The following is a 21034-nucleotide window of genomic DNA, read 5'->3' as shown; positions in this document are numbered from 1 at the left end:
GTCGTGCTATTTTTTCAGTGCCCTGATCGCGAAATCGACCAGTTCGTCCACCGTCGCGCGGTTGGTCTTGGCAAGGCATTGGGCCACCATCTGCGGATGGCAGAGGTTTATGGTCGCAGCGCCGAAACAGCGCGACGCCACGTCCGCATCGCGCTCGACAAACTCGCCGTCGGCGATCCCTTCACGGATCACATCGGCGATCAGCGCGTGGATACTGTCGATATGCTTTTCGATGACGTGCCAATCCCGCTCGATGGCAACGACGACCATCTCATGTACCTTTTCCTGGTCGAGCATGGTGTCGAGCGTCATCTGGTACTGCCCCCGGACGAAGCGGCCCAAACGATCGGAGGCACTGACGGGGAGATGGCAGATGTCATAGGCCTGCTGATAGCTCGCAGCGAGCATCCGGCCACAGATCGCCTGGTGGATATCGACCTTGGAGGCGAAGAACCGATAGACGTTGGCTGGCGACATGCCCAGATCACGGGCGATGTCGGCAACGGTGGTCTTCGAATAGCCATAGTGGCGGAACAGCCGCTCCCCGGCATCGAGAATGCGCGTCACATTCTCCTGCCGCGTTGATTCCAGCACATTTTCCGCGATGTCATTCATGAGTTGCTTACACCTGACTTACGACTGACGATTTTTGAATTTCGTCAGTCGTAAAGCATCAAGCGTCACAAGTCAATCTGTTGTGCTGCGACAAGAGCGCTCAGTAGCGCGCCGTCATCGGCCGGAAGCGTCGAACGCTGAGGTAACCGACGACGAGAAAGGCAACGAAGACGATTGCCTGGACAATACCGACGATCGGCTCGCCGCCCGTCGGCGCCAGCGCGTTGAGCACGGGGACTTTCTGGAACGACTGGACGACGAACACGAGACAGTTGAAGTAGAAGAGCGCCAACGCCCCGACGACGAAGATCGGTCGCCAGATGCCGGCCATCGCGAACCGATAGCGGGCCAGTGCCGTGGGAAGGAAAATCAGCACGCAAATGAGGCCGACGCCGATGCCCGGCGTGAAGCCGTTGTAGGGAAAGACGAAACCCGTAAGCACGGTGACCGCGGTGGTCAGCATGAAAAGAACAGTCCACCGGTCGTAGCGCTTTCCGGTGATGAGGCCGTATGCGAGCGCGACGCCCGCGACGATGGCGATCAGACTGACGATGACATGAAATAAGGTAAGAGCTGCTATCCCCGACATGGTTTAACTCCCTCGATGAAGGCGGGTCAAAAGAACAGGCAATGAAATACGGGATGAGAACAGGACCCAAAACAGACCTGCAATACGGATGCTGCCGCGCAATCGTTTCAAATGAAAGAGAAATCTGAGATATCGGCAAGCTGAAAGCGCCGCGGCCCAGCGGACCGCGGCGCTCGATCATGTCGTTGACCGCCGATCAGGCGAGTTTGACGTCGAGCGAGATCGGAACAGCCGAGAGAGCCTTGGAAACCGGGCACCCGGCCTTGGCCCTGTTGGCGAGCTCGGTAAAGGTTTTCTCGTCGGTACCGGGAACGCTGCCTGTCAGCGAAAGATGGATCGCGGTAATGGCAAAGCCACCCTCGACGCTCTCCAGCGTAACCTTCGCCGTCGTCTGCATGTCGGTGGCCTTCAGCCCCGCTTCCTCAAGGACCAGCGACAACGCCATCGTGAAGCAGCCAGCATGCGCCGCTCCGATCAGCTCTTCCGGATTGGTCCCGGGGATGCCTTCGAAACGGCTGGCAAAGCCGTAGGGATATGACTTGAGCGCGCCACTCTGGGTCGAGATCTGCCCCTTGCCATCCTTGAGGCCACCGGACCACTGCGCCGAACCTGTACGATTGATCTGCATTCCGTTCTCCTGTTGGATCGAGTTTCCTTGAACGCCATGTGCCACGCCGGCCGTTCGTTAAGAGGCGCAACATGCCCCTCCGTCGCTGGATATAATCCTCTAACGGCGGAAGGCGACAATCTTGTAAAATCTAGCGCCCGCGCCCGCATCGTCTTCCAAATCATCATACTAACAGATTGTAATTGTATGATGATTGAAGTATGGAAAGCACCGCTGAAGGAAATAGCGGGGAGGAACACGATATGGACGAACCGACGCCAATCGCCGAGCGCCGCCCCCGCGTGCGCCGCAGCGTCACGGCCGCCGTCGGCAAGGATATCTGCTCGGGACGCTATGCCCCCGGGGCGGCCCTCCCCCGCGAAAACGAACTCTGCGACCTCCACAGCGTCAGCCGCACCGTCATTCGCGAATCCCTCAAGGTGCTGGAATCGAAGGGATTGGTCCGCGGCAAGCCGCGCATCGGCACGACGGTCTGTGACAAGGAGGAATGGAATATCCTCGACCAGGACGTCCTGGAATGGATGGGAGACGCCATCACCGACATCGACCTGCTGGCAAGTATCACGGAGGCCCGGCGAACGATCGAACCGGCCGCCGCCGAATATGCGGCAGAGCGGGCGACCGCCCAGGAGATCGCCGATCTCGATAGCGCCTGGCGGCAGATGCAGGCTTCCGGCGACGATTTCGAAGCCTTCACCAAAGGCGACGTCGCCTTTCACACGATATTGCTGAAGGCGAGCCACAACCCGGTCTTCCACCGTCTGTCGAGCGCCATTCACGCCGCACTGAAATATGCGTTGCATGCCTCCAACGTGGCCATGCCCGACCACCGGGAGGCCATCGACACCCACGCCGAGCTGATCGAGGCGCTGCGGCTTCGCGACGGGCCGCGTGCCCGCCAGTCCATGAACCGCATTCTCGATCTCGCCGTGCGCGACCTGACGGCCGCCGGCAAGGTGGGCGGGCAGACCGGATAGCCGAAACACGCGAGAAAACGCGGCAGAGCTGCAGAAACGAAAACGAGGAGCACCCAATGAAGATCACCAAGCTGACCACCTACATCGTTCCGCCGCGCTGGCTGTTCCTGAAGATCGAGACCGACGAGGGCGTCATCGGCTGGGGCGAACCTGTTGTCGAAGGCCGGGCGCTGACCGTACAGGCCGCCGTCCACGAGCTCGAAGACTACCTGGTCGGCAAGGATCCCTTCCTGATCGAGGATCACTGGAACGTCATGTACCGCGGCGGTTTCTATCGCGGCGGCGCGATCCACATGAGCGCTATCTCGGGAATCGACCAGGCGCTGTGGGACATCAAGGGCAAGGCGCTCGGCCAGCCGATCCACTCGCTGCTCGGCGGCCAGGTGCGCGACAAGATCAAGGTCTATTCATGGATCGGCGGCGACCGTCCATCAGACGTTGCCAACAATGCCAAAGAGGTCGTGGCCCGCGGTTTCAAGGCGATCAAGCTCAACGGCTGCGAAGAGATGCAGATCGTCGACACCTACGAAAAGGTTGAAAAGGCCGTCGAAACCATCGCCACCATCCGTGATGCGATCGGCCCCTATATCGGCATCGGCGTGGATTTCCATGGCCGGGTCCACAAGCCGATGGCAAAGGTCCTCGCCAAGGAGCTCGAGCCCTACAAGCTGCTCTTCATCGAAGAGCCGGTCCTGTCGGAAAACTATGAAGCGCTGAAGGAGATCGCCAACCACTCCTCGACGCCGATTGCATTGGGAGAAAGACTGTTCTCGCGCTGGGACTTCAAGCGCATCCTCTCGGAAGGCTACGTCGACATCCTCCAGCCCGACCTGTCGCATGCCGGCGGCATCACCGAGTGCCGCAAGATCGCAACGATGGCGGAAGCCTATGACGTGGCGCTGGCGCCGCATTGCCCGCTCGGGCCTATTGCCCTTGCCGCCTGCCTCCAGGTCGATGCCGTCAGCTACAACGCCTTCATCCAGGAACAGAGCCTGGGCATCCACTACAACAAGGGCAACGACATCCTCGATTACATCTCCAACAAGGAGGTCTTCCACTACGCCGACGGCTTCGTCAGCATCCCGCAGGGCCCCGGCCTCGGCGTCGAGGTGGACGAGGCCTACGTCATCGAACGCGCCAAGGAAGGCCACCGCTGGCGCAACCCGATCTGGCGCCACGAAGACGGCAGCGTTGCCGAGTGGTAGAACCGCTGGCGAAGAAAACGGACACGAAAGCAAGGGGCGGCGAAAGCTGCCCCTTTTTCGGTGGTGGCAGCCGCATCGGCATGAAGCAGAAGGCGGAATCGGTGCGCCCGAACAGATGTCGCGGAGTAGGTTGAATTGCGAGAGCGTCTCGGCCATTTAGCCGGCATTTCCGGATCTCAATCTGGAACAGGCCGATCTGCGGGCATGCCCTCAGCCCGCCATCCGCGCCGTATCGAGCGTGAAGAGTTCCTGCGGCCGTTGCACCCCCCTCAGCGCGTAACGTCCGATGCAGGCCAACGCATTGCGCTCCTCCTGCGGAATGGCGGCAGCGAAATCCGAAGAAATCAGCACGTTGAAATCGACGGAGCGGCACAGTGATGCGATGCGGGAGACCTCGTTGACCGCAGGCCCAATGACGGTGAAGTCGAGCCGCTCCTGGCTGCCGATGTTGCCGTAGAAGACGTCGCCGATATGCAGTCCGATGTAGACGTCGGTCGTCGGCCGCTCATCGAGTGCCCGCTCGTCATTCAAAGTGACGAGCTTTTCGCGAAGAAGTCGCTCGGCCCTGAGCGCCGCGCAACACGCGTCAGATGGCTCATCCGCCTTGAAGATCGCCAGCACGCCGTCGCCGATCAGCTTCAGCACGTTGCCGCCCGCCTCGTGAACCGCCGAAATCACGACGTCGCTATAGGCGTTCAGCATCGGCAGAATTTCTTCCGGCGGCGCGCTGTCGGAAATCTTGGTGTAGTTGACGAGGTCCGAGAACCAGAGAACGGCAGAAATCCGCTCGGATTTACCGCGCGTGATCTTGCCCTCCAGCACCTGTCGCGCCGCGTCCTCGCCGAGATAGACTTCGGCGATCGTCCGGGCGATCCGGCCGAGCGCGATGCATTTGATCGCGAGCGCCAACACCGGCACGAGCTTGCGCAGGATGATGAGATCGTGATCGGAAAAGCCCTCTGGATGGCGCGTCGTGAAATGCGAGAAGAAGCAGTCCATTTCCCCGATCGTGCCCGCCTTGGCAAAGCGATGCACCATCGCAATGAAATCGGTATGGCCATCGCTCCGCATCTTTTCGAGCATCACAAAATCGATCGGATCGCCGAAGCCGATCCGACGACGCACCTCGTTTTCGTTGCCGGCCCAAAGGTAATAGAAGGCGGACTTGTGCCAGTTTTCGAGCGAGCTCCCTTCACTGCCGGTCGGCCCGTATTCGAACTCGGCCTCGATTTCTTCCTGGCTATCCCAGCGGAAGGCGCGGCCCTCGTGCACCGGATGAAGCGTGTCCATCAGCGCCATGCCGCGATCAAGCGGCAGCCCGAACTCGCGGCAGGTATTGCAAAATCCCGTCAGCAGTTCGGATTCCGAGGCACCCTTGAGGCCCTGCTCCGTCAACCATGCCGCAACCGTTCCAATATCGCTGTATTCCATGCCGCACATCCTCGCTTGTGAGAAATCTCTATCGAGATTTTGCCGGCAAGGGAAAGCAAACCTTCAGCCCGCAGATGGCATGTTGTAAGGCGTAATGATCTCCACAGCAGACAGGGACGCCGGCGCGATACGCCCGGGCGTCGCGCGGCTCGTGACTGCGCGGAACGCCGAACGGGCGTCTGTGCGTAGGTCGTGGTGCAGGACGAACCCAATCCTGCGGGCTGCAAGAAGCGCACGGTTTTCCGCGTCGAGGTCATGCGCGACGAAGATGCGGATCGGCCTTCCCGCCGCTTCGAAGGCAGCAAGAACCGCCCGGTTTCCGCCGCCGATCGAATACACCGCGTTGATCGTTCCATCGGCGGCGATTGCACGTGCGGCGAGCGTGCCCGTCGCCGCATCGGTGCCATGCCCCTCGCTGATCTCGCTCACGCCGATCTCCCGGTATCGCTCGCGGATGACACGGCGAAAGCCGATCTCACGCTCCTCCTCGCCTCGGAAGCGGCCGCTCGAAAGGGTAACCAGCACCCGTCCGGGCGCGCCTGAAATGCACTCGCCGATCAGGTAGGCAGCGGTTTCCCCGGCCGCACGATTGTCGGCGCCGGCGTAAGCCACACGCGCAGAGTTCGGTAGGTCGGTCACCAGTGTCACAACCGGTATGCCCGCCTGATCGGCGCGGGCGACAGCCGCTGCAATCTCCGGCACGTCAGGCGCCTTGAGCACGATGCCGTTCGTTCCGCGAAGCCGGATGCGGTCCAGAAGCTGGACGAGCTCCGCCGGTTTCATGACCTCGGCAAAGTGGAAGCGGCACCGAAACACAGTCGGCAGGAATGTCGCGACTTCCGCCTCGAAAGCGGCACGGACGGCAGTACTGAAACGCTCCGGCGTCTCCATGACGATATCGATAGCGAGCACTCGCCCGCTCGTCGCCGCACCCGTCTGCTGCTTTTCGAGTTCGGTGATGGCTGCGCGAACGCGCATTTCGGTCTGCTGCCTGACGCCGGAGCGGCCGTTCAGGACACGATCGACCGTCGCGGTGCTCAAGCCCGCCTGAAAGGCAATGTCCTTGACGAGAAAGATATGCGCCATCGCCGCCTGTCTTGATGGTTTTTTGATGGAATACTGATCTATAACACCCCGGTCGTCTGCGTATAGTGCCTTCATCGGAGATGGAGGATGATCTGATGAAGACCAACAATCTGCAGCGGCTGCGAGCCGACCGCGTCTGGCTCACCGAAGATGCCTGCGACCTCGACGAGTTCCGGATCCTGGTCGAAAGGACGACCACGCTTGCCGACTATCCGACCGCGGACAGGGTCGAAAAAAACGTGCTGATCTATGACAGCCGGAAAGTGGTATCCGCAATCGCCACAGCAGGACGCCGGGCGGTGCTCGCCGAAATCTGCGAAGCCTTCGCTGACGGCCCGGGCGTCCTGGTGTTCAAGCAAGCCTACGAAGACATTGACGTTATCGACCGCGCCAGCGCGATCTTCGACAGCATCATCGACGAGCAGCACCGCACTGCAACTGGCGGCGGCGACCACTTCGCCAAGCCCGGCGCGAACGACCGTATCTGGAACTCGCTGGAAAAACACTGCCTTACCGATCCCCGGAATTTCGCCGAATACTACGGCAATGCCATGATCGCGCTTGCCAGCGAAGCGTGGCTCGGCCCGAGCTACCAGATGACGGCGCAGGTGAACCGGGTCAATCCCGGTGGCGCAGCCCAGTCGGCCCATCGCGACTATCATCTCGGCTTCCAGTCTTTAGAGGTGATCGAGCGGTTCCCGGCGCACGTCCACAAGCTTTCGCCGGTGCTGACGTTGCAGGGCGCGGTTGCGCATTGCGACATGCCGCTCGAAAGCGGTCCGACGCTTTTCCTTCCGCACAGCCAGACTTACATACCGGGCTACCTCGCATTGAAGCGCCAGGAATTCAGGGACTATTTCGAGCAGCACCATATCCAGCTGCCGCTCGAAAAGGGCGACGTGGTCTTTTTCAACCCGGCTCTCTTCCACGCCGCCGGTACCAACCGCTCGGCCGGCATCAAGCGCGTCGCCAATCTCCTGCAGGTTTCCTCCGCCTTCGGTCGCGCGATGGAAACCGTCAACCGCGAGCGCATGAGCGCGACGTTGTTTCCGGCGCTGAAGTCATTGAAGGCAAAGCTCTCCGACGCGGCGATCGCCAACGCCATCGCCTGCTGCGCCGAAGGCTACTCCTTCCCCACCAATCTCGATCGGGACCCGCCCGTCGGCGGCCTCGCGCCGAAGACGCAGGCACAGCTCATGCATGAGGCGCTCAGGGAAGGCTGGAGCGACGAGGCGTTCAAAGAGGCGTTAGCAAAGCAGGCCGAGAAGAAGCTGAGCTGATGATGGGCGCTGGAGAAGCAGCCCGATCATCCGCGCAGCAATCAGCCGGATGGATCATACGCAGCAACACCAAAAGGCCCCTCACCCAGCGAGGCGCCGTTCGGACATCGCCACACGGCACATCGGAGGAGGAAAAACATGACCACGGACCACAGCCGTCTTGACGGCAAGATTGCGATCGTGACCGGAGGCACGCAGGGCCTTGGCGCCACGATCGCGCGGTTGTTTGCCGAGCGCGGTGCCGCGGGCATCGTCATCTGCGGCCGCAACGAGCAGAAAGGCAAGGCCAAGGCCGCGGAGATCTCGGCCGCGACGGCCGCAAAGGTCGTTTACGTCAAGGCCGACCTCGGCAAGGTCGAAGATGCCTGCCATGTCGTGCGCGCCTGCGACGAGGCCTTCGGTCGCGTCGACGCGCTGGTCAACGCCGCAGCGATCACCGATCGCGGCACGATTCTCGACACCAGCCCCGAACTCTTCGATGCCATGTTCGCCATCAACGTCCGTGCGCCCTTCTTCCTCATGCAGGAGACGGTCAAGATCATGCGCCGAGAAAAGATCGAGGGCACGATCGTCAATATCGGCTCGATGTCCGCCAAGGCGGGCCAGCCCTTCATCGCCGCCTATTGCGCTTCCAAGGGCGCCATCGAAACGCTGACAAAGAACACCGCCTACGCACTGCTGCGCAACCGGATCCGCGTCAACGGCCTCAATATCGGCTGGATGGCCTCAGAGGGCGAGGACAAGATCCAGCGCGAACATCACGGCGCTCCCGCCGATTGGCTGGAGAAGGCGGCAGCAGACCAGCCTTTCGGCCGCCTCGTCGATCCGCAAGAGGTCGCCCGCGCCTGCGCCTATCTCTCGTCTGCCGAATCCGGCCTGATGACCGGCTCCATGATCTGCTTCGACCAGTCGGTCTGGGGTGGCTACGACGGGTCGCCCCACCCCACCGCACCGCTTTGAAGAAATGCCGGAGCCCGTCGGCCTTTGCTGCGGCGGGCTCTGGCAGGTTCTACGGTTTACGTTTACGAAGGACGCCGGATCGCTTTTGGGAGGAGCCCGCCAGTGTCGCAAGATGCGCTTTACGATGTCCGTGACGACCGTTTCCGCAGCCTGATCGCCGGCAGCGCCCGGCTTGAGGAGCTCTACTCCGGTTGTCGCTGGGCAGAAGGCCCCGTTTGGTTTTCGGACCTCAACTGTCTCCTCTGGAGTGACATCCCCAACGAGCGGATCATGCGCTGGGTGCCGGATGGCGGTGCCTCGGTGTTCCGCTCTGCCTCCAATTATGTCAACGGCAATACCCGCGACCGCCAAGGCCGGCTCGTCTCCTGCGAACATGGTGGCCGCCGTGTGACCCGCACTGAGCCTGATGGTCGGATCACCGTGCTGGCCGATAGTTACGGGGGCAAGCGCCTGAACTCGCCAAACGACGTCGTCGTCAGATCCGACGGCTCGATCTGGTTCACCGACCCGAGCTACGGCATCATGTCGGACTACGAAGGACACAAAGCCGTGCCCGAGCAGGACACCCGCAACGTCTACCGAATCGACGCCGCGACCGGCGAAATCGACGCCGTCGCGACAGACTTCATTCAGCCGAACGGCCTGGCCTTCTCGCCTGACGAAAAGCAGCTCTACATCGCCGACTCCGGCTCATCGCACCATGAGGTGCCGCGACACATCCGCGTCTTCGACGTCATCGGCGGGCGCAAGCTGACGAACAGCCGCTATTTTTGCTCGATCGAAAACGGCGTTCCGGACGGTTTTCGCTTCGATGTCGATGGCAATCTCTGGAGCAGCGCCGCCGACGGTGTGCATTGCTTTGCGCCCGACGGCACGCTGCTCGGCAAGATCAAGATTCCGCAGACGGTTTCCAATGTTACCTTTGGCGGCCCGAAGAAGAACCGCCTGTTCATCACGGCAACGCAATCGGTCTATTCAATCTACACCACGACCAACGGTGCGCAGTATCCGTAAGGAGGCTTGACATCCGGATCAGGTAACAGGCGTCACCGAACGAACGGTGCCGTTGTTGTCGACGATGCAGGAAAACCTGCGACCCGCCGCATCGAGATCCACCGCAAAGGTGCCGTCCGGCTGCAATCGCGAACCTGTGGGCAGGACCTTTGCGTTCGCGCCCGCGACGCCGGCCGCCGAGTTCGCACACAACAGCTGCAGGTCAGCGGGTGCCGTTTGAAGTGTCGTGCGCGCCATGGCTTCGGGGGGCGGCGGGGGCGGCGTACAAGCGCCAAGCAGTGAGGCTCCCGCCACAACAAGAGCAGGCCAACCGCCCGACATCCGCTTCACATCGCTTTTCCGCACGTGTCCCACCCTCCGGACGTTGTTGATCCCCTCCGGCTTGCACCGGGATCTGCCTTCAAATGCCCTTGTACAGCGCTGCGCCCTGCATCAGCACGATCACCTTGGCGCCGACCTGGATGCGAGAATGCAGATCGACGATATCGTCGTTGTTCATGCGGATGCAGCCGGACGACACATCAAGGCCAATGGTCCACGGCTCTGCGGTGCCGTGGATCCGGTAGATCGTGTCCTGACCGCCTTCGTAGAGATAAAGCGCTCTGGCGCCGAGCGGGTTTTCCGGCCCGCCGGGCATGCCGGCCGCCCATTTCGCCGCATTGGGATCGCGGGCCACCATCTCGGCGGGAGGCGTCCACGTCGGCCATTCCGCTGTGCGCCCCACGCGCACGATGCCAGCCCAGCCGAAACCATCGCGCCCGACGCCGATGCCATAGCGGATCGCTTGCCCACCCGGTTGAACGAGATAGAGGAAGTGCTGGTTACCGTCGATGATGATCGTGCCGGGCGGCTCTGCCGTTCGGAATGTGACGAGTTGCCGGCGGAAAGCCTCCGGCGGCTGATTGTTGCGGGCGTAATACTGCCGGGCCTTCTTCTTGTCGTAGTCGACCCAGGTACGTGTCTTGGAATCGTAGATCTGCGTTTGCGCCAGCGCAGCCAGAGGGCCGAGGCAGACGGCAGCCGCAAGGAGGATGGAGCCGAGGCGTCGCGCACTGGCCGGACGAGCTTTGGCTGAACGTTCGAACCCTGCGGTCATCGTTTTGCCCACCCATCGACACGTGCAGTATGGTCCTCAACCCATTTCTTCGCGTAGTCTGGAGCCGGTTGCCGTTCCACTTCAAGCGCATAGCTCATGGCCGTCACCTCCTCCGGCGAGAAGTCCACCCTCTCCAGGAATGCAGCGACGTCAGGATGTTTTTTGCCGAAAGCCGTCCCATAGGCGATGTGGAAGTGCGCAGCGTCCCAGGCCGTCGAGGCACTGGATTTGCTGATCCAAAGGGGATCGGAAGGGCTGACGAGCTTCCACTTGCTGGCATCATGTGCCGGCTCGCTGATGCGCACGATCTTATGAAGATCGAAGATGAAATGTGGCGCGTAGCAGGCAAAAACCATCGGCTGGTTGGTGGCCACGGCCGCGTCGAGCCCCGCCATGGCCACCTCCTCCTCGGCCTCGACGAGCGTCAGGTTCTGCGCATAGCCGTAGGTGTTTGCGCGCACCCGCTCGATGCCGGTCGACGACCAAGTCGGCGCACCGATCCACATCTCGCCCTTGCCATCGCCATCCGTGTCGAGAACCTTGGTCCTTTCGGGATCGCTGAGGTCGGCAATCGTCTTCAGTCCCTTTTCTGCCGCCGCCGGGGTCGCGCAGATGCCTTGCCATGCGGGCACGCCGCGCTGGCTGAGAACAACCACGCCCTTGTCTGTGACGAACTTCTTGATGACGTCATCGAGATTCGGCCGCCATACTTCCGGGTGAATATCGACCGTGCCGCTTTCCAGGCCGACGAACGCATTGAGCGCACCCAGCTCCTGCACCTCGGCGGAAAGGCCGAACTCCTTGGCGACAGCGATTTTCAGGATGTTTGCAGTTGCCTGCCCCGAAGGCCAGTTCGGCATCGCGATCCGAACATCCTCTGCTTTTACCGGCAAAGCACACAGCAAAACGGAAGCAAGAAAGGCGGCGAAAAAGCCTGAACCTGTGCAGTATCTCACAATGTTTCCCCATGAAAGGCACTGATCGGATCGCATGCAGATACTTCAACGTCAGGATGCATAAACACTTGCTAACAGTCAAGCAACGAACGACCAGCACTGTTTCTAAGCCTGTATTAAGCCTTCGCTMCAAGTCTTCACGGCCATTGCCATGGTTGCCAGATGATCGGCAGCGGAAATGCCCGAAATCGCCTTGCGAGGTTTGAGATCGTGGTCGCCGTCCTCCAGCCATAGGATGGAAATCGCGGCCGAAAGGTGGTAGCCGGCAACCTCGTCTCTTGACCCGAACGCATCGCGGGTTCCCTGGCAGATGAGTGTCGGCGTCGACAGATCGCGCAGATGTGCCGTGCGCAACTGCTCAGGCTTGCCAACAGGATGAAACGGGTAGCCAAGGCAAACCAACCCCTCGATCTCGCCGCGCCGACGGAGCTCGTCGGCCACCATGCTGCCGACCCGGCCACCCATCGACTTGCCGCCGATGATCAGTGGCCCGCTTGCCGCAAGCGCGCTMACTGCGGCCCGGTATTCCTCAAACAGGGTGTCGGCTCGTGGCGCCGGCGGTCGGCGGCCGGAGCGCCGGCGCTCGGCCATGTAGTTGAATTCGAAACGCGCAACGCGAAGACCCGTCGCCGTTAGCGCGTTGGTCGCCGCCACCATGGATTGCGAATCCATCGCGCCGCCGGCACCGTGTGCCAGCAGAAGAGTGACGGAGGCATCCTCCGGACCGGTGATCAGGAACCCATCGCTCATTGCGAAGTCTTAAACCATGCCATGCCGATATCCGATACAGCTGTTACGTCCGCGCCGCAACGCGCCCTTTTGCTCCACCCCGGTGCCGGACTATCCCTGCAACCGGCGCAGAAGAACGCCAAGTCGCTCTTGCGATCGGCAATCTTCCATGGTTTGCCGATTTGGTATCCCGCCCCCGCCCCGCTTCCTGACGTCGCTCGGGCTATCGCCGAACGCGCGTTTGAACGCCCGGCTGAACTCGGCGCCGTCGCTGAAGCCTCGCTCTTCGGCGATCTGGAAGATGAGACGCCGGTCGTTCGGGTCCGTCAGCGCGGAATAGGCACTGAGGAGCCGGCGGTGCTGAATATAGTGCATCACCCCGCCAAAGGGCTCGAACAGGTTGTAGAGCCGCGTGCGAGAGATGCCGAGCTCGCGCCGGACCATCTCGGATCCAAGTTTCGGGTCGAGAAGCCTGCTTTGCACCAATTGCCGAGCCCTTTCGAGAAGAACCGTGGCAATCGGCCCCTCCGCGGCCTCGATATGATCGGGAGAGGGGGACACGCAGGCAAGAATCATGGCCCGCGTGGCTGCTGCGAGCCCGGGAAGGTCCGTCGGGGTCAGCAACGGCAGGCGGTTGGCGACGTCGATCAAATAGTCCGAGAACAATCGCCCCATGCCGGTACCAAGGGTAGAGAATTCCGCCGATCCCAGGGTAGCCGCCGTTTCCAGCGAAAAATCCCGTGGCACGAACAGCATCAACATGTCGCTTTTCTTTGAAACGACGCCGTCAAACGTACGCCCTAGCGAGTGGATCTGCACTTCCCCGGGATGCGTGGTGAACGCATGTCTTGCCGTTTCGGTGTGGATGGAACCGGACTTGAGAAGCGTGACCGCCCAGTGATCGACCGGATCACGCCTTACATGGCCGGGCAAACTGGAAAAGGCGAGGCTGTCGGTACGGATGTGCGCCAGAACAAGGCTACCGAGGTCCCAGAGCGTCTGGCGGCCGCTGAACTCGGTTGTCGCAGGGTCGATATCGACCAGTTCAAGCATCGGTGCGAAGCTGTCGTGCCAGGCAACAAACTGTTCGGATCGCTCCAGTCCCGCGGTCGAAAACTCAAAGAACGGCAAAGGCGAGGCCTTTTCCTTCTCTGTCTCCGCGCCGACAATTGCGTCAGCCGGTTCGTAATCCATCGCGAACCGTTCGTCGTTCGCCCGCCCCTCGAGAAGCGTGGCGTGCGCTAAAGCCTCTTCGGTTGTCATCGTCCTGCCTCCAGTCGAGCGATAGCACCGCTCGATCCACAGCCGATTGCCGACATGTTCTGCACTGACGAAAAGGAGCCGCTGCCTGACCGTGTGCGGCCCCTTCGCCGCTCCTGTTGCGACGGAGCCGTCTCTCTCACCATGATCCGGGCAGTGCCGTCAGGCGTGATCATGGAGACGCGGTTGAGGGTACCACCCGAAATATCGATCTTTGCGAGCGCTGCGGCAGGAACCATGTCTGCCGCAGTGTCAGCGGTAATTGCGAGAATTGAAAAAGATGCGCATTGCATTCGTACTTCTCCTATCGGGCCAACAACAGAAGGCCGGGTGATCTCTGAATGATGCTAGTGATCTGTTTGTCGACGACCGCGAGAGGACTGTCTTTCACCCTCGACGGACGACGCCGTCGGACAGTTTGACCATCGTCTTTGTGTGTTCCGACTTGCCTCCCCGAACAGTCGTTGCGTTTCCCGCCTGAAACCTAACCCCTTTTGCATTTTTTCTCAACTTGAGGTGCGCAAAGACTTCGCTAATGCAAGAAGTGATTGGCGCATTGGGCCCGGCAACCCTTCGCGCCGGATCGATCGCGGCCGCTCTCCCGCAATTTAAGGCGCGCCCTCCGTCTCGATTTTCGAACCGCCTGACAACAGCGTCGCGACCCACTTTCCGGACGGTGTTCCGGCGCAATAGACGATGAATGCAATCAGCATCGGCACGCCGATAAAGGCGCCCGAAATGCCCCACATGAAGCTCCAGAAAAACACTGCAAAAATAACGGCAAAAGGCGATATCGCCAAGGAAGCCCCGGTCAGCCGCGGCTCGAGGTAGCTGCCGATGATGAACTGGATGACGTTCAGGCTGGTGAAGATGATAATCGCCGTCTGCCAGGAATCGAACTGGGCAATGGCGAACATGGTCGGGAGCGCCGTCGCGACAAACGGCCCGAGAAACGGGATGTAGTTTAGCGCGAAGGCGATCGCGCCCCATGCCGCCGCAAGCTCCAGTCCGGCGCCGAGCGCGAAGAGCCAGACCACGAGCCCCGTCAGAATGCTGGCGAACGTCCGCACGATCATGAAGCGCCGCAGCTTGGCGCCGATCACGCGATTGGCAACCAGGATGCGCTCACCATATGGCTGCGCTCCTGGAAGAAGAAGGCGCTTGTTGAAATCCTCGACCTCCAGCAGGCCGAGCATGATGAAGATGAAGACCAGCAACGTGAAGCCGGCGAAGCTGTTGAGACGCCCGGCCATCCCCTGCACAAAACGCACCAGCCAGGTCACATCGAAGCGGTCTGCCAAAGGACCGGCGACGGCCACGCCGTGCCCCTCCAGCCAGCTTGTCCAGTCGACATAGATCGCCTGGAACCGCTCGGCGTTTAGGAACAACCACTGGGCGAGTTTACCGAAGCCCCACGCCACTGAAGAACCTATGGCGACGATGACGACCATGGTCACGACAAGGGTGATGAGCAGCGCCAGAAGCTTCGGCATCCAACGCTGCAAGGTCGCCTGACAGGGCCAGACCAGAGCGATGACGAACAGCGAAAAGATCAACGGAGCGAAGATGGATTGCGCCACATAGAGCAATGCGAGCACGAGGATACCGGTCGCCACCGACCCGATCATTCGATTGTCGCCCGTCCCCGCCATGCCTGCCCCTCGAACACTCTTCAATCCCGCCGCTCCCACAAAGTGCGGCCGTCTGTCAGACGCACAGGCTCGCCCTGCCTGTGCGTCGACTTCATTGCCGTCGCCCGAGACGGCCAGGTTCTGGCCCAATCCCGGGCGGTCGCTAGATAGGGTTGGCGGGTTGGGTTTTTACCCGGCTGCGGTTGCCTTCTGGAGCGCGTCTCGCAGGACCTGTTCCTTCGTTTCATCGAGGGAAGTCTTGAGAACCACGCCGCCGTAGGACGATATTTCCTTCAGCACCTTGTCGGCGGTCATCTCCTGCACCAAGACGAACAATGCCCCGTTGCCCGGCTGAAGATTGCCGGCAAGATCCTTCATGAAGGCATCGTTGATGCCGACGTCGGTCAAGGCTCCACCAATCGCGCCCGAAGCAGCGCCCACCGCCACGCCGATCAATGGATTGAGGAACAGAACACCGATCAGCAGGCCCCAGAAACTGCCCGACGCGGCACCGGCCGCGGTGGTATTGACCAACTGATTGAGCTTTACCTTTCCACCCTCGGTCTTCGTGGCAATGACCGCATCTCCGACTTTGATCAGGTACTCCTTCTGCAGCTCGAACAGACGCTGACGCACCTCCTCGGCTTTGGCTTCCGTAGGATAGACGATCGCGATCAAATCAGACATGGCTACTCCCGTGAACAAAGCTTGCACGCGCAATTGCGTTGCCGCTAAATCATAGCCATCCACGCACCGATGAAATTAGCAGGGAATCCCGCGGCTTTGCTTTGCGTCTCTTTCTTCCACCATCTCGGCTCGCATCGGCAGTCCCTCTTGCTGCCATTCAGATGCCTTGGCGTCCGCCGCGTGAGAGCGTCTATCGCTCGGCAGCAGCAAGGAAAAACCCGCGCGCCTGGCAGAAGATGATCTGCCGAGGCACGCGGGCGATTGTTCCTCGTTCGATTGCATATCGCCAGCGGATGAAGCCCTTAGCCGCCAGCCAGAGCCGGCTCCGGTTCGGCTGCCTCGACCTTGGCCGGTTCGGCCGAAGCCGGAATGCGGAACCACAGAACATAAAGCACCGGCAGGAAGATCAGGGTCAGCGCTGCAGCCACCACCAGTCCGCCGATGACGGTAAACGCAAGGGGCGACCAGAACGGATCGCGGATGATCGGCAGCATACCGAGTACCGTCGATCCGGCGGTGAGGAAAACAGGCCGAAGCCGCTGAGCGGTAACGTCGATGACGCCCTGCCACGTTCGACCTTTCTCCTCCATCGCGATATCGATCTGGTCGATCAGCACCACGGAGTTTCGAGTGATCATTCCGATAAGGGCGATCATCCCGAGAACCGCGATGAAGCCGACCGGCGTATTGGTGACCAGCATGATCAGCACCACGCCGATCAACCCCAGCGGCACCACGCTGATGACGAGCAACAAGCGCTGGACGCTCTGCAGCTGGAACATCAAAACGATCAGGATGATGATCCCCATCACCGGCAGCATCTCGACAACCGATGCAAGACCCTCCTCTGCGCCTTCGACCGCACCGCCGACTTCGATCTGGTAGTTCGGATGGGCCTTGCGCAACTCGTCGATCTTGTCGGCCGCCGCCTCGACCACGCTGGCGGCCATCACCCCTTCGGCCGTATCCGCCTGAACGGTGATGGTCGTGGAACCGTCGTGCCGCCAGATGACGGGCTGGGTTGTCTGGTACTCGATCGTGGCGATGCTGGAGAGCGGCACCGTGTGATTGGGTCCGACCGGGATCTGCAGCGAACGCAGGGTGCTGATATCGACACGCTCCTCGGCCGTTGCACGGGCAACGACATTGATGAGGTAGATGGAGTCCTTAACCTGCGTGATCGGCAGGCCGGACGCGGTCGCAAACAGCGTCTGAGCGATCACCGAAGAGTTGAGCCCCACCAGTCGGGCGCGATCCTGATCGACATTGACGACAACTTTGCGGACAGGTTCGTTCCAATCGAGGTTGGGCTGGACGACGCCGGGAACCTTGCTGATGGCATCGGCCACTTGCCAGGCAACGTCGCGCACACCGGCGGTATCCCGCCCGCTGACGCGGTACTGAATAGGCCAGCCGACCGGTGGCCCCATTTCGAGCGGCGAAACGCGCACAATGATTTCAGGCATTTTTTCGTCGAGCGCCTTCTGCAGGCGCGCCTGCAGCGCTTCGCGCGCACCGACGCTCTTGGCGATCACCACGGCCTGGGCGCGAGACGGCGCCGGAGCCTGAATATCCATCGACAGGTAGAACCGGACCGGATCGGAGCCGACATAGAAGCTCCAGTCGGCCACGTCCTCGTCGGCGGCGAGCACCTCTTCCGCCTTCGCCACTTCCACGGCGGTGGCTGCCTGTGATGCACCCTGCGGCAGGGTGAGTTGCAAGATCAGCTCCGGACGGTCGGACGGTGGAAAGAACTGCCGCTTCATCAGCGACGATCCGACAAGCGCCAGCGCAAACAATGCGACGGTGGCAAGTACCACCACGAGGCGCATCCGCATGCAGGCGTACAGTAGATTCTTGAAGCCGCGGATCAGCGCGCCGTCAGGCTTTGCACCCGTCGACGGGCTCGATTTGAGGACGGCAAGACCGATGATCGGGGTGAGCAGCACTGCCACCAGCCAGGACACGATGAGCGCAAAGCCGATCACCAGAAACAGCGACCGCGCATATTCACCCGAAGAACTGCTGGCAAAACCGACAGGAATGAAGCCTGCGATCGTCACCAGCGTGCCCGCAAGCATGGGAAACGCCGTCGAGGTGTAGGCATGCGACGCCGCCTTGACGCGCTCATAGCCCTGCTCGAGCTTCGCCATCATTGTCTCGACGGTCACCATCGTGTCGTCGATCATCAGTGTCAGCGCAATGATCAGGGCACCGAGCGAGACGCGCTGCAACGCGATGCCGGTGATGTCCATGAACAGGAACGTCAGCGCCAGCACGAGCGGAATGGAAACGGCGACGGCAAGACCGGCGCGCAGCCCGAGCGCCAGGAAGCTGACGCCGAGAACGATGACGACCGCCTGCCCCAGCGATGTTGTGAAACTGCGGATCGCAGTCTTGACGACGGCCGGCTGGCTGGCCACGTGCGTCAGGTTGATGCCGATCGGAAGGTCGCTCTCGAACGTCTGCATCGTCGCATCGATATTGCGGCCGAGCTGCAGAATGTCGCCGCCCGACGCCATGGAAATGGCGATCCCGATTGCCGGCTTGCCCTTGATGCGGAATCGCGGCTGGGGTGGGTCCACCGTGCCGCGCACGACGCTCGCGATATCCCCGAGCCGCACGAAACCGGACGAAGTGGGAACGTTCAACTGGCGGATCGTGTTCTCGTCGGTGAGGCTGCCGGAAACCTGCAGGATGGTTCGATCCTGTTCGGAGGTTATGAGGCCGGCGGGCAGGACGGCGTTCTGCGCCTGAATCGTGCCGATCACCGTCGCGGCGCTGAGGCCGAGACTCGCCAGGCGCTCCGTCGAGAACTCGATGTAGATCGTCTCGTCCTGGGTGCCGATCAGCTGAACCTTGCCGATGTTGTCGAGTTTGAGCAGCCGGGTGCGCGCCTCGTAGGCCCAATCGCGCACTTCGCGGTCGCTGAAGCCTTCAGAGGTAAAGCCGTAGATGATGCCGAACGTATCGCCGAAATCGTCGTTGAAGAACGGCCCGCGCACGCCGGCGGGCAATGTCGCCTGCATGTCGCCGACCTTCTTGCGGGCCTGATACCAGGATTCGCCCACCTGGTCCGGCGGCGTCGCATCGTCCAGCGTGACGTAGACGATCGATTGTCCTGCCGTCGTCACGCTTCGCAGGTTGTCGAGATGAGGCACCTCTTCGAGAGTGCGCTCGAGCCGATCGGTAATCTGATCGACAGTCTGCTCGATCGTGCCGCCCGGCCATCCGGCGGAAACGATCATCGTCTTGAACGTGAACTCGGGATCTTCGTCGCGACCGAGGTTGATGTAGGCAAGGATACCGGCGATGGCGCTGAGCAGCACCAGGAAGATGATGAGGCTCTGGCGCTTGATCGCCCATCCCGAAAGGTTGAAGCCCTCGTTCATTCGGCGCTTCCTTCAAGCAGGCGGACTGGCATGCCCGGACGAAGCTGCTGAACGCCGGCGACGACGACGTTGTCGCCGCTCGCCAGTCCCTTGCTGACAAGGAAATCCTTGGTATCGAAGCGATGAACCTCGACCGGCACCAGCCTGGTGGTTTTGCTGGCCGCATCGACGACCCATACGGCGCTCTTGTTGTCCAGATTGAACAGTGCCCCGATCGGCAGCCGCGCCGCCGGCTCGCCCGAGAGACGGATCGTGCCCCGCACGGCACTGCCGAAGCGGAAATCGTCGGGCGCGCTGTCCAATCCGACGCGCACCGTGAAATTGCGGGTGATGGGATCGGCCGTCGGCGAGATCTCGCGCACCGTTCCCGTCGCCTTTGCGTTGGGGTTGCTCAAGAGCTGCACATCGACGCGCGCATTCCCGCCCGTTGTCTGGATGGTGGCTTCCGGCACCTGAAAGACGGCGTCGCGTGTTCCGAGCTGCGCAACGCGCACGACCATCTGACCGCCTCCGACGACCTGCCCGACTTCACCGCCGATCGCGGTGACGACGCCGGCGGCGTTCGCCTTCAACACCCGGTTGTCGACATTGGTCTGGGCGATCCGGAGCCCGGCTTGCGCGGCGTCGACGCCGGCCTTTGCCATGTCTGCCTGAGCCATCGCCGCTTCGAACGCCTGACGGGTGGAGGTGCGCGGATAAAGCTGTTGCTGGCGCGCCCGCTCGGTTTCGGCGTTCTGTGATTGCGCCTGCGCCGAAAACAGATTTGCTTCAGCCTTGCGAAGTGCATCCTGGGCATCTTCTGCGTCAAGACGGCCAAGGACCGTCCCGACCTCGACAAGGTCGCCGACATCCACATCTCGTTCCCGGATCTCGCCGCCTTGGCGGAAGCTGAAACTTGTTTCGGTGCGCGGCCTGATCTCGCCGACCAACGATCCATAGGTATCCTCGGGATTGAAGGAAACGGCGACCGTTCTGACCGGCCTCGGCGGCCGATCGCCCGCGTCGTTCTCCTCCTGGCAACCGGCCAGGAAAAAGGCAGCCAAGACTGCGGCTGACAAGCCGAATGTTGCGCTGGATCTTGGTACGGCAAAGCGTATTTTCATCGGCGATTTCCCCGAAATTTACCGGCGCGACAGGTCTAAGCCACGCATGAATGAAAGAAATAATCTAATATAATCAACGGCATCACCATGCCCCGTCCGGACCGATGCCGGGCTCGCGTGTGATTGAGTAGACGACCCGGCCAATGATGGGATAGCGCCTGCGGCATTCAGCCGCGCAACCGGCATTCCGGCCGGCAAGAGGGAAGCGAGGAACGCTCGAGGTAGCCGAAGGAAGCGCCCGTCAATCATCGTCCCGTCTGTCATGGTGGTGAGCGCGAACGATAGAAGTCCTGAGTAGGAACCCAAGTGGTGATGCTCCCTTAAACGCCCGGATCAGCTTGCGCATTGTCTCGGGAACCCGAAGGCGCAGTGCTCCGTTCAGACTATAGTGCTGT

20 protein-coding genes are annotated in these 21034 nt (G+C 61.5%); 5 read left to right on the top strand and 15 right to left on the bottom strand.

Going from position 1 to position 21034, the window contains the following annotated elements; translation table 11 throughout:
* Window positions 1-6: 6 nt before the first annotated feature.
* The 3 genes from AC1DMK_RS17420 to AC1DMK_RS17410 form a co-directional block, all read right to left on the bottom strand.
* Window positions 7-615, bottom strand: a complete 609-nt coding sequence (locus AC1DMK_RS17420; protein WP_477860670.1) for a TetR/AcrR family transcriptional regulator — start codon at window positions 613-615, stop codon at window positions 7-9.
* Between the two features lie 100 nt (window positions 616-715).
* Window positions 716-1204: a hypothetical protein gene (locus AC1DMK_RS17415; protein WP_477860668.1), complete on the bottom strand. Its 489-nt coding sequence runs from the start codon at window positions 1202-1204 to the stop codon at window positions 716-718.
* A gap of 196 nt (window positions 1205-1400) precedes the next feature.
* A complete protein-coding gene (locus AC1DMK_RS17410; protein WP_037069867.1) occupies window positions 1401-1832 on the bottom strand; it encodes an OsmC family protein in 432 nt (143 codons plus the stop codon).
* Window positions 1833-2074: 242 nt separating this feature from the next.
* On the opposite strand from AC1DMK_RS17410, the gene AC1DMK_RS17405 reads away from it, so the two are divergent.
* Window positions 2075-2809: a FadR/GntR family transcriptional regulator gene (locus tag AC1DMK_RS17405; protein ID WP_477860666.1), complete on the top strand. Its 735-nt coding sequence runs from the start codon at window positions 2075-2077 to the stop codon at window positions 2807-2809.
* 56 nt (window positions 2810-2865) lie between these two features.
* A complete protein-coding gene (gene dgoD / locus AC1DMK_RS17400) occupies window positions 2866-4014 on the top strand; it encodes a galactonate dehydratase (protein WP_477860664.1) in 1149 nt (382 codons plus the stop codon).
* A 210-nt stretch (window positions 4015-4224) separates the two neighbouring features.
* Here dgoD and AC1DMK_RS17395 read toward each other — a convergent pair whose 3' ends face one another.
* Both AC1DMK_RS17395 and AC1DMK_RS17390 read right to left on the bottom strand, forming a co-directional pair.
* Complete coding sequence (locus tag AC1DMK_RS17395; RefSeq protein WP_477860662.1) at window positions 4225-5445, bottom strand: adenylate/guanylate cyclase domain-containing protein; 1221 nt, start codon at window positions 5443-5445, stop codon at window positions 4225-4227.
* Between the two features lie 63 nt (window positions 5446-5508).
* Window positions 5509-6531: a LacI family DNA-binding transcriptional regulator gene (locus AC1DMK_RS17390; RefSeq protein ID WP_037069878.1), complete on the bottom strand. Its 1023-nt coding sequence runs from the start codon at window positions 6529-6531 to the stop codon at window positions 5509-5511.
* A gap of 95 nt (window positions 6532-6626) precedes the next feature.
* Between AC1DMK_RS17390 and AC1DMK_RS17385 the strand changes: the two genes are divergently transcribed.
* From AC1DMK_RS17385 to AC1DMK_RS17375, 3 genes are all read left to right on the top strand, one after another.
* On the top strand, window positions 6627-7811 hold the full coding sequence (locus AC1DMK_RS17385; RefSeq protein ID WP_477860660.1) for a phytanoyl-CoA dioxygenase family protein: 1185 nt from the start codon (window positions 6627-6629) through the stop codon (window positions 7809-7811).
* 138 nt (window positions 7812-7949) lie between these two features.
* On the top strand, window positions 7950-8771 hold the full coding sequence (locus AC1DMK_RS17380) for an SDR family oxidoreductase (protein ID WP_477860658.1): 822 nt from the start codon (window positions 7950-7952) through the stop codon (window positions 8769-8771).
* 102 nt (window positions 8772-8873) lie between these two features.
* A complete protein-coding gene (locus tag AC1DMK_RS17375) occupies window positions 8874-9785 on the top strand; it encodes an SMP-30/gluconolactonase/LRE family protein (RefSeq protein ID WP_477860656.1) in 912 nt (303 codons plus the stop codon).
* An 18-nt stretch (window positions 9786-9803) separates the two neighbouring features.
* On the opposite strand, the gene AC1DMK_RS17370 is transcribed toward AC1DMK_RS17375, so the two are convergent.
* The 10 genes from AC1DMK_RS17370 to AC1DMK_RS17325 form a co-directional block, all read right to left on the bottom strand.
* Window positions 9804-10106, bottom strand: coding sequence for a hypothetical protein (locus AC1DMK_RS17370; protein WP_477860782.1), 303 nt, complete (start codon window positions 10104-10106; stop codon window positions 9804-9806).
* Between the two features lie 79 nt (window positions 10107-10185).
* The gene (locus tag AC1DMK_RS17365) at window positions 10186-10881 is read right to left on the bottom strand and encodes a L,D-transpeptidase (protein ID WP_477860655.1); all 696 of its coding nucleotides are present in this window, start codon (window positions 10879-10881) and stop codon (window positions 10186-10188) included.
* Entirely contained in the window at window positions 10878-11873 is a 996-nt protein-coding gene (locus AC1DMK_RS17360) for an ABC transporter substrate-binding protein (RefSeq protein ID WP_477860653.1), read from the bottom strand. The genes AC1DMK_RS17365 and AC1DMK_RS17360 overlap by 4 nt, the downstream gene beginning before the upstream one ends.
* A 69-nt stretch (window positions 11874-11942) precedes the next feature.
* Window positions 11943-12587 carry an alpha/beta hydrolase family protein gene (locus tag AC1DMK_RS17355; RefSeq protein WP_477860651.1) on the bottom strand — a complete coding sequence of 215 codons (645 nt, stop codon included), beginning with the start codon at window positions 12585-12587 and terminating at the stop codon, window positions 11943-11945.
* Between the two features lie 90 nt (window positions 12588-12677).
* Window positions 12678-13829: a helix-turn-helix domain-containing protein gene (locus AC1DMK_RS17350; protein ID WP_477860649.1), complete on the bottom strand. Its 1152-nt coding sequence runs from the start codon at window positions 13827-13829 to the stop codon at window positions 12678-12680.
* Window positions 13826-14119, bottom strand: a complete 294-nt coding sequence (locus tag AC1DMK_RS17345) for a hypothetical protein (RefSeq protein WP_477860647.1) — start codon at window positions 14117-14119, stop codon at window positions 13826-13828. Before AC1DMK_RS17345 ends, AC1DMK_RS17350 begins: the two co-directional genes overlap by 4 nt.
* A 315-nt stretch (window positions 14120-14434) precedes the next feature.
* On the bottom strand, window positions 14435-15478 hold the full coding sequence (locus AC1DMK_RS17340; RefSeq protein WP_037069898.1) for an AI-2E family transporter: 1044 nt from the start codon (window positions 15476-15478) through the stop codon (window positions 14435-14437).
* Window positions 15479-15646: 168 nt separating this feature from the next.
* Window positions 15647-16144 (bottom strand): DUF1269 domain-containing protein, encoded by a 498-nt coding sequence (locus AC1DMK_RS17335; protein ID WP_037069900.1) that lies wholly within the window; start codon window positions 16142-16144, stop codon window positions 15647-15649.
* 302 nt (window positions 16145-16446) lie between these two features.
* Window positions 16447-19536, bottom strand: coding sequence for an efflux RND transporter permease subunit (locus tag AC1DMK_RS17330; RefSeq protein WP_477860645.1), 3090 nt, complete (start codon window positions 19534-19536; stop codon window positions 16447-16449).
* Window positions 19533-20639, bottom strand: coding sequence for an efflux RND transporter periplasmic adaptor subunit (locus tag AC1DMK_RS17325; protein WP_477860643.1), 1107 nt, complete (start codon window positions 20637-20639; stop codon window positions 19533-19535). Before AC1DMK_RS17325 ends, AC1DMK_RS17330 begins: the two co-directional genes overlap by 4 nt.
* Between the last annotated feature and the right edge of the window lie 395 nt (window positions 20640-21034).

This window comes from Rhizobium sp. 05L419 (genome assembly GCF_056397845.1).
The sequence above is the reverse complement of the archived record's forward strand: the minus strand, read 5'-3'. Positions and strand labels throughout refer to the sequence as shown.

What these genes read in the sequence shown, in the direction of transcription:
- AC1DMK_RS17420 (WP_477860670.1), bottom strand. Translation starts at nt 615, where the DNA reads ATGAATGACATCGCGGAAAATGTGCTGGAATCAACGCGGCAGGAGAAT.
- AC1DMK_RS17415 (WP_477860668.1), bottom strand. Translation starts at nt 1,204, where the DNA reads ATGTCGGGGATAGCAGCTCTTACCTTATTTCATGTCATCGTCAGTCTG.
- AC1DMK_RS17410 (WP_037069867.1), bottom strand. Translation starts at nt 1,832, where the DNA reads ATGCAGATCAATCGTACAGGTTCGGCGCAGTGGTCCGGTGGCCTCAAG.
- AC1DMK_RS17405 (WP_477860666.1), top strand. Translation starts at nt 2,075, where the DNA reads ATGGACGAACCGACGCCAATCGCCGAGCGCCGCCCCCGCGTGCGCCGC.
- dgoD (WP_477860664.1), top strand. Translation starts at nt 2,866, where the DNA reads ATGAAGATCACCAAGCTGACCACCTACATCGTTCCGCCGCGCTGGCTG.
- AC1DMK_RS17395 (WP_477860662.1), bottom strand. Translation starts at nt 5,445, where the DNA reads ATGGAATACAGCGATATTGGAACGGTTGCGGCATGGTTGACGGAGCAG.
- AC1DMK_RS17390 (WP_037069878.1), bottom strand. Translation starts at nt 6,531, where the DNA reads ATGGCGCATATCTTTCTCGTCAAGGACATTGCCTTTCAGGCGGGCTTG.
- AC1DMK_RS17385 (WP_477860660.1), top strand. Translation starts at nt 6,627, where the DNA reads ATGAAGACCAACAATCTGCAGCGGCTGCGAGCCGACCGCGTCTGGCTC.
- AC1DMK_RS17380 (WP_477860658.1), top strand. Translation starts at nt 7,950, where the DNA reads ATGACCACGGACCACAGCCGTCTTGACGGCAAGATTGCGATCGTGACC.
- AC1DMK_RS17370 (WP_477860782.1), bottom strand. Translation starts at nt 10,106, where the DNA reads ATGTCGGGCGGTTGGCCTGCTCTTGTTGTGGCGGGAGCCTCACTGCTT.
- AC1DMK_RS17365 (WP_477860655.1), bottom strand. Translation starts at nt 10,881, where the DNA reads ATGACCGCAGGGTTCGAACGTTCAGCCAAAGCTCGTCCGGCCAGTGCG.
- AC1DMK_RS17360 (WP_477860653.1), bottom strand. Translation starts at nt 11,873, where the DNA reads ATGCGATCCGATCAGTGCCTTTCATGGGGAAACATTGTGAGATACTGC.
- AC1DMK_RS17350 (WP_477860649.1), bottom strand. Translation starts at nt 13,829, where the DNA reads ATGACAACCGAAGAGGCTTTAGCGCACGCCACGCTTCTCGAGGGGCGG.
- AC1DMK_RS17345 (WP_477860647.1), bottom strand. Translation starts at nt 14,119, where the DNA reads ATGCAATGCGCATCTTTTTCAATTCTCGCAATTACCGCTGACACTGCG.
- AC1DMK_RS17340 (WP_037069898.1), bottom strand. Translation starts at nt 15,478, where the DNA reads ATGGCGGGGACGGGCGACAATCGAATGATCGGGTCGGTGGCGACCGGT.
- AC1DMK_RS17335 (WP_037069900.1), bottom strand. Translation starts at nt 16,144, where the DNA reads ATGTCTGATTTGATCGCGATCGTCTATCCTACGGAAGCCAAAGCCGAG.
- AC1DMK_RS17330 (WP_477860645.1), bottom strand. Translation starts at nt 19,536, where the DNA reads ATGAACGAGGGCTTCAACCTTTCGGGATGGGCGATCAAGCGCCAGAGC.
- AC1DMK_RS17325 (WP_477860643.1), bottom strand. Translation starts at nt 20,639, where the DNA reads ATGAAAATACGCTTTGCCGTACCAAGATCCAGCGCAACATTCGGCTTG.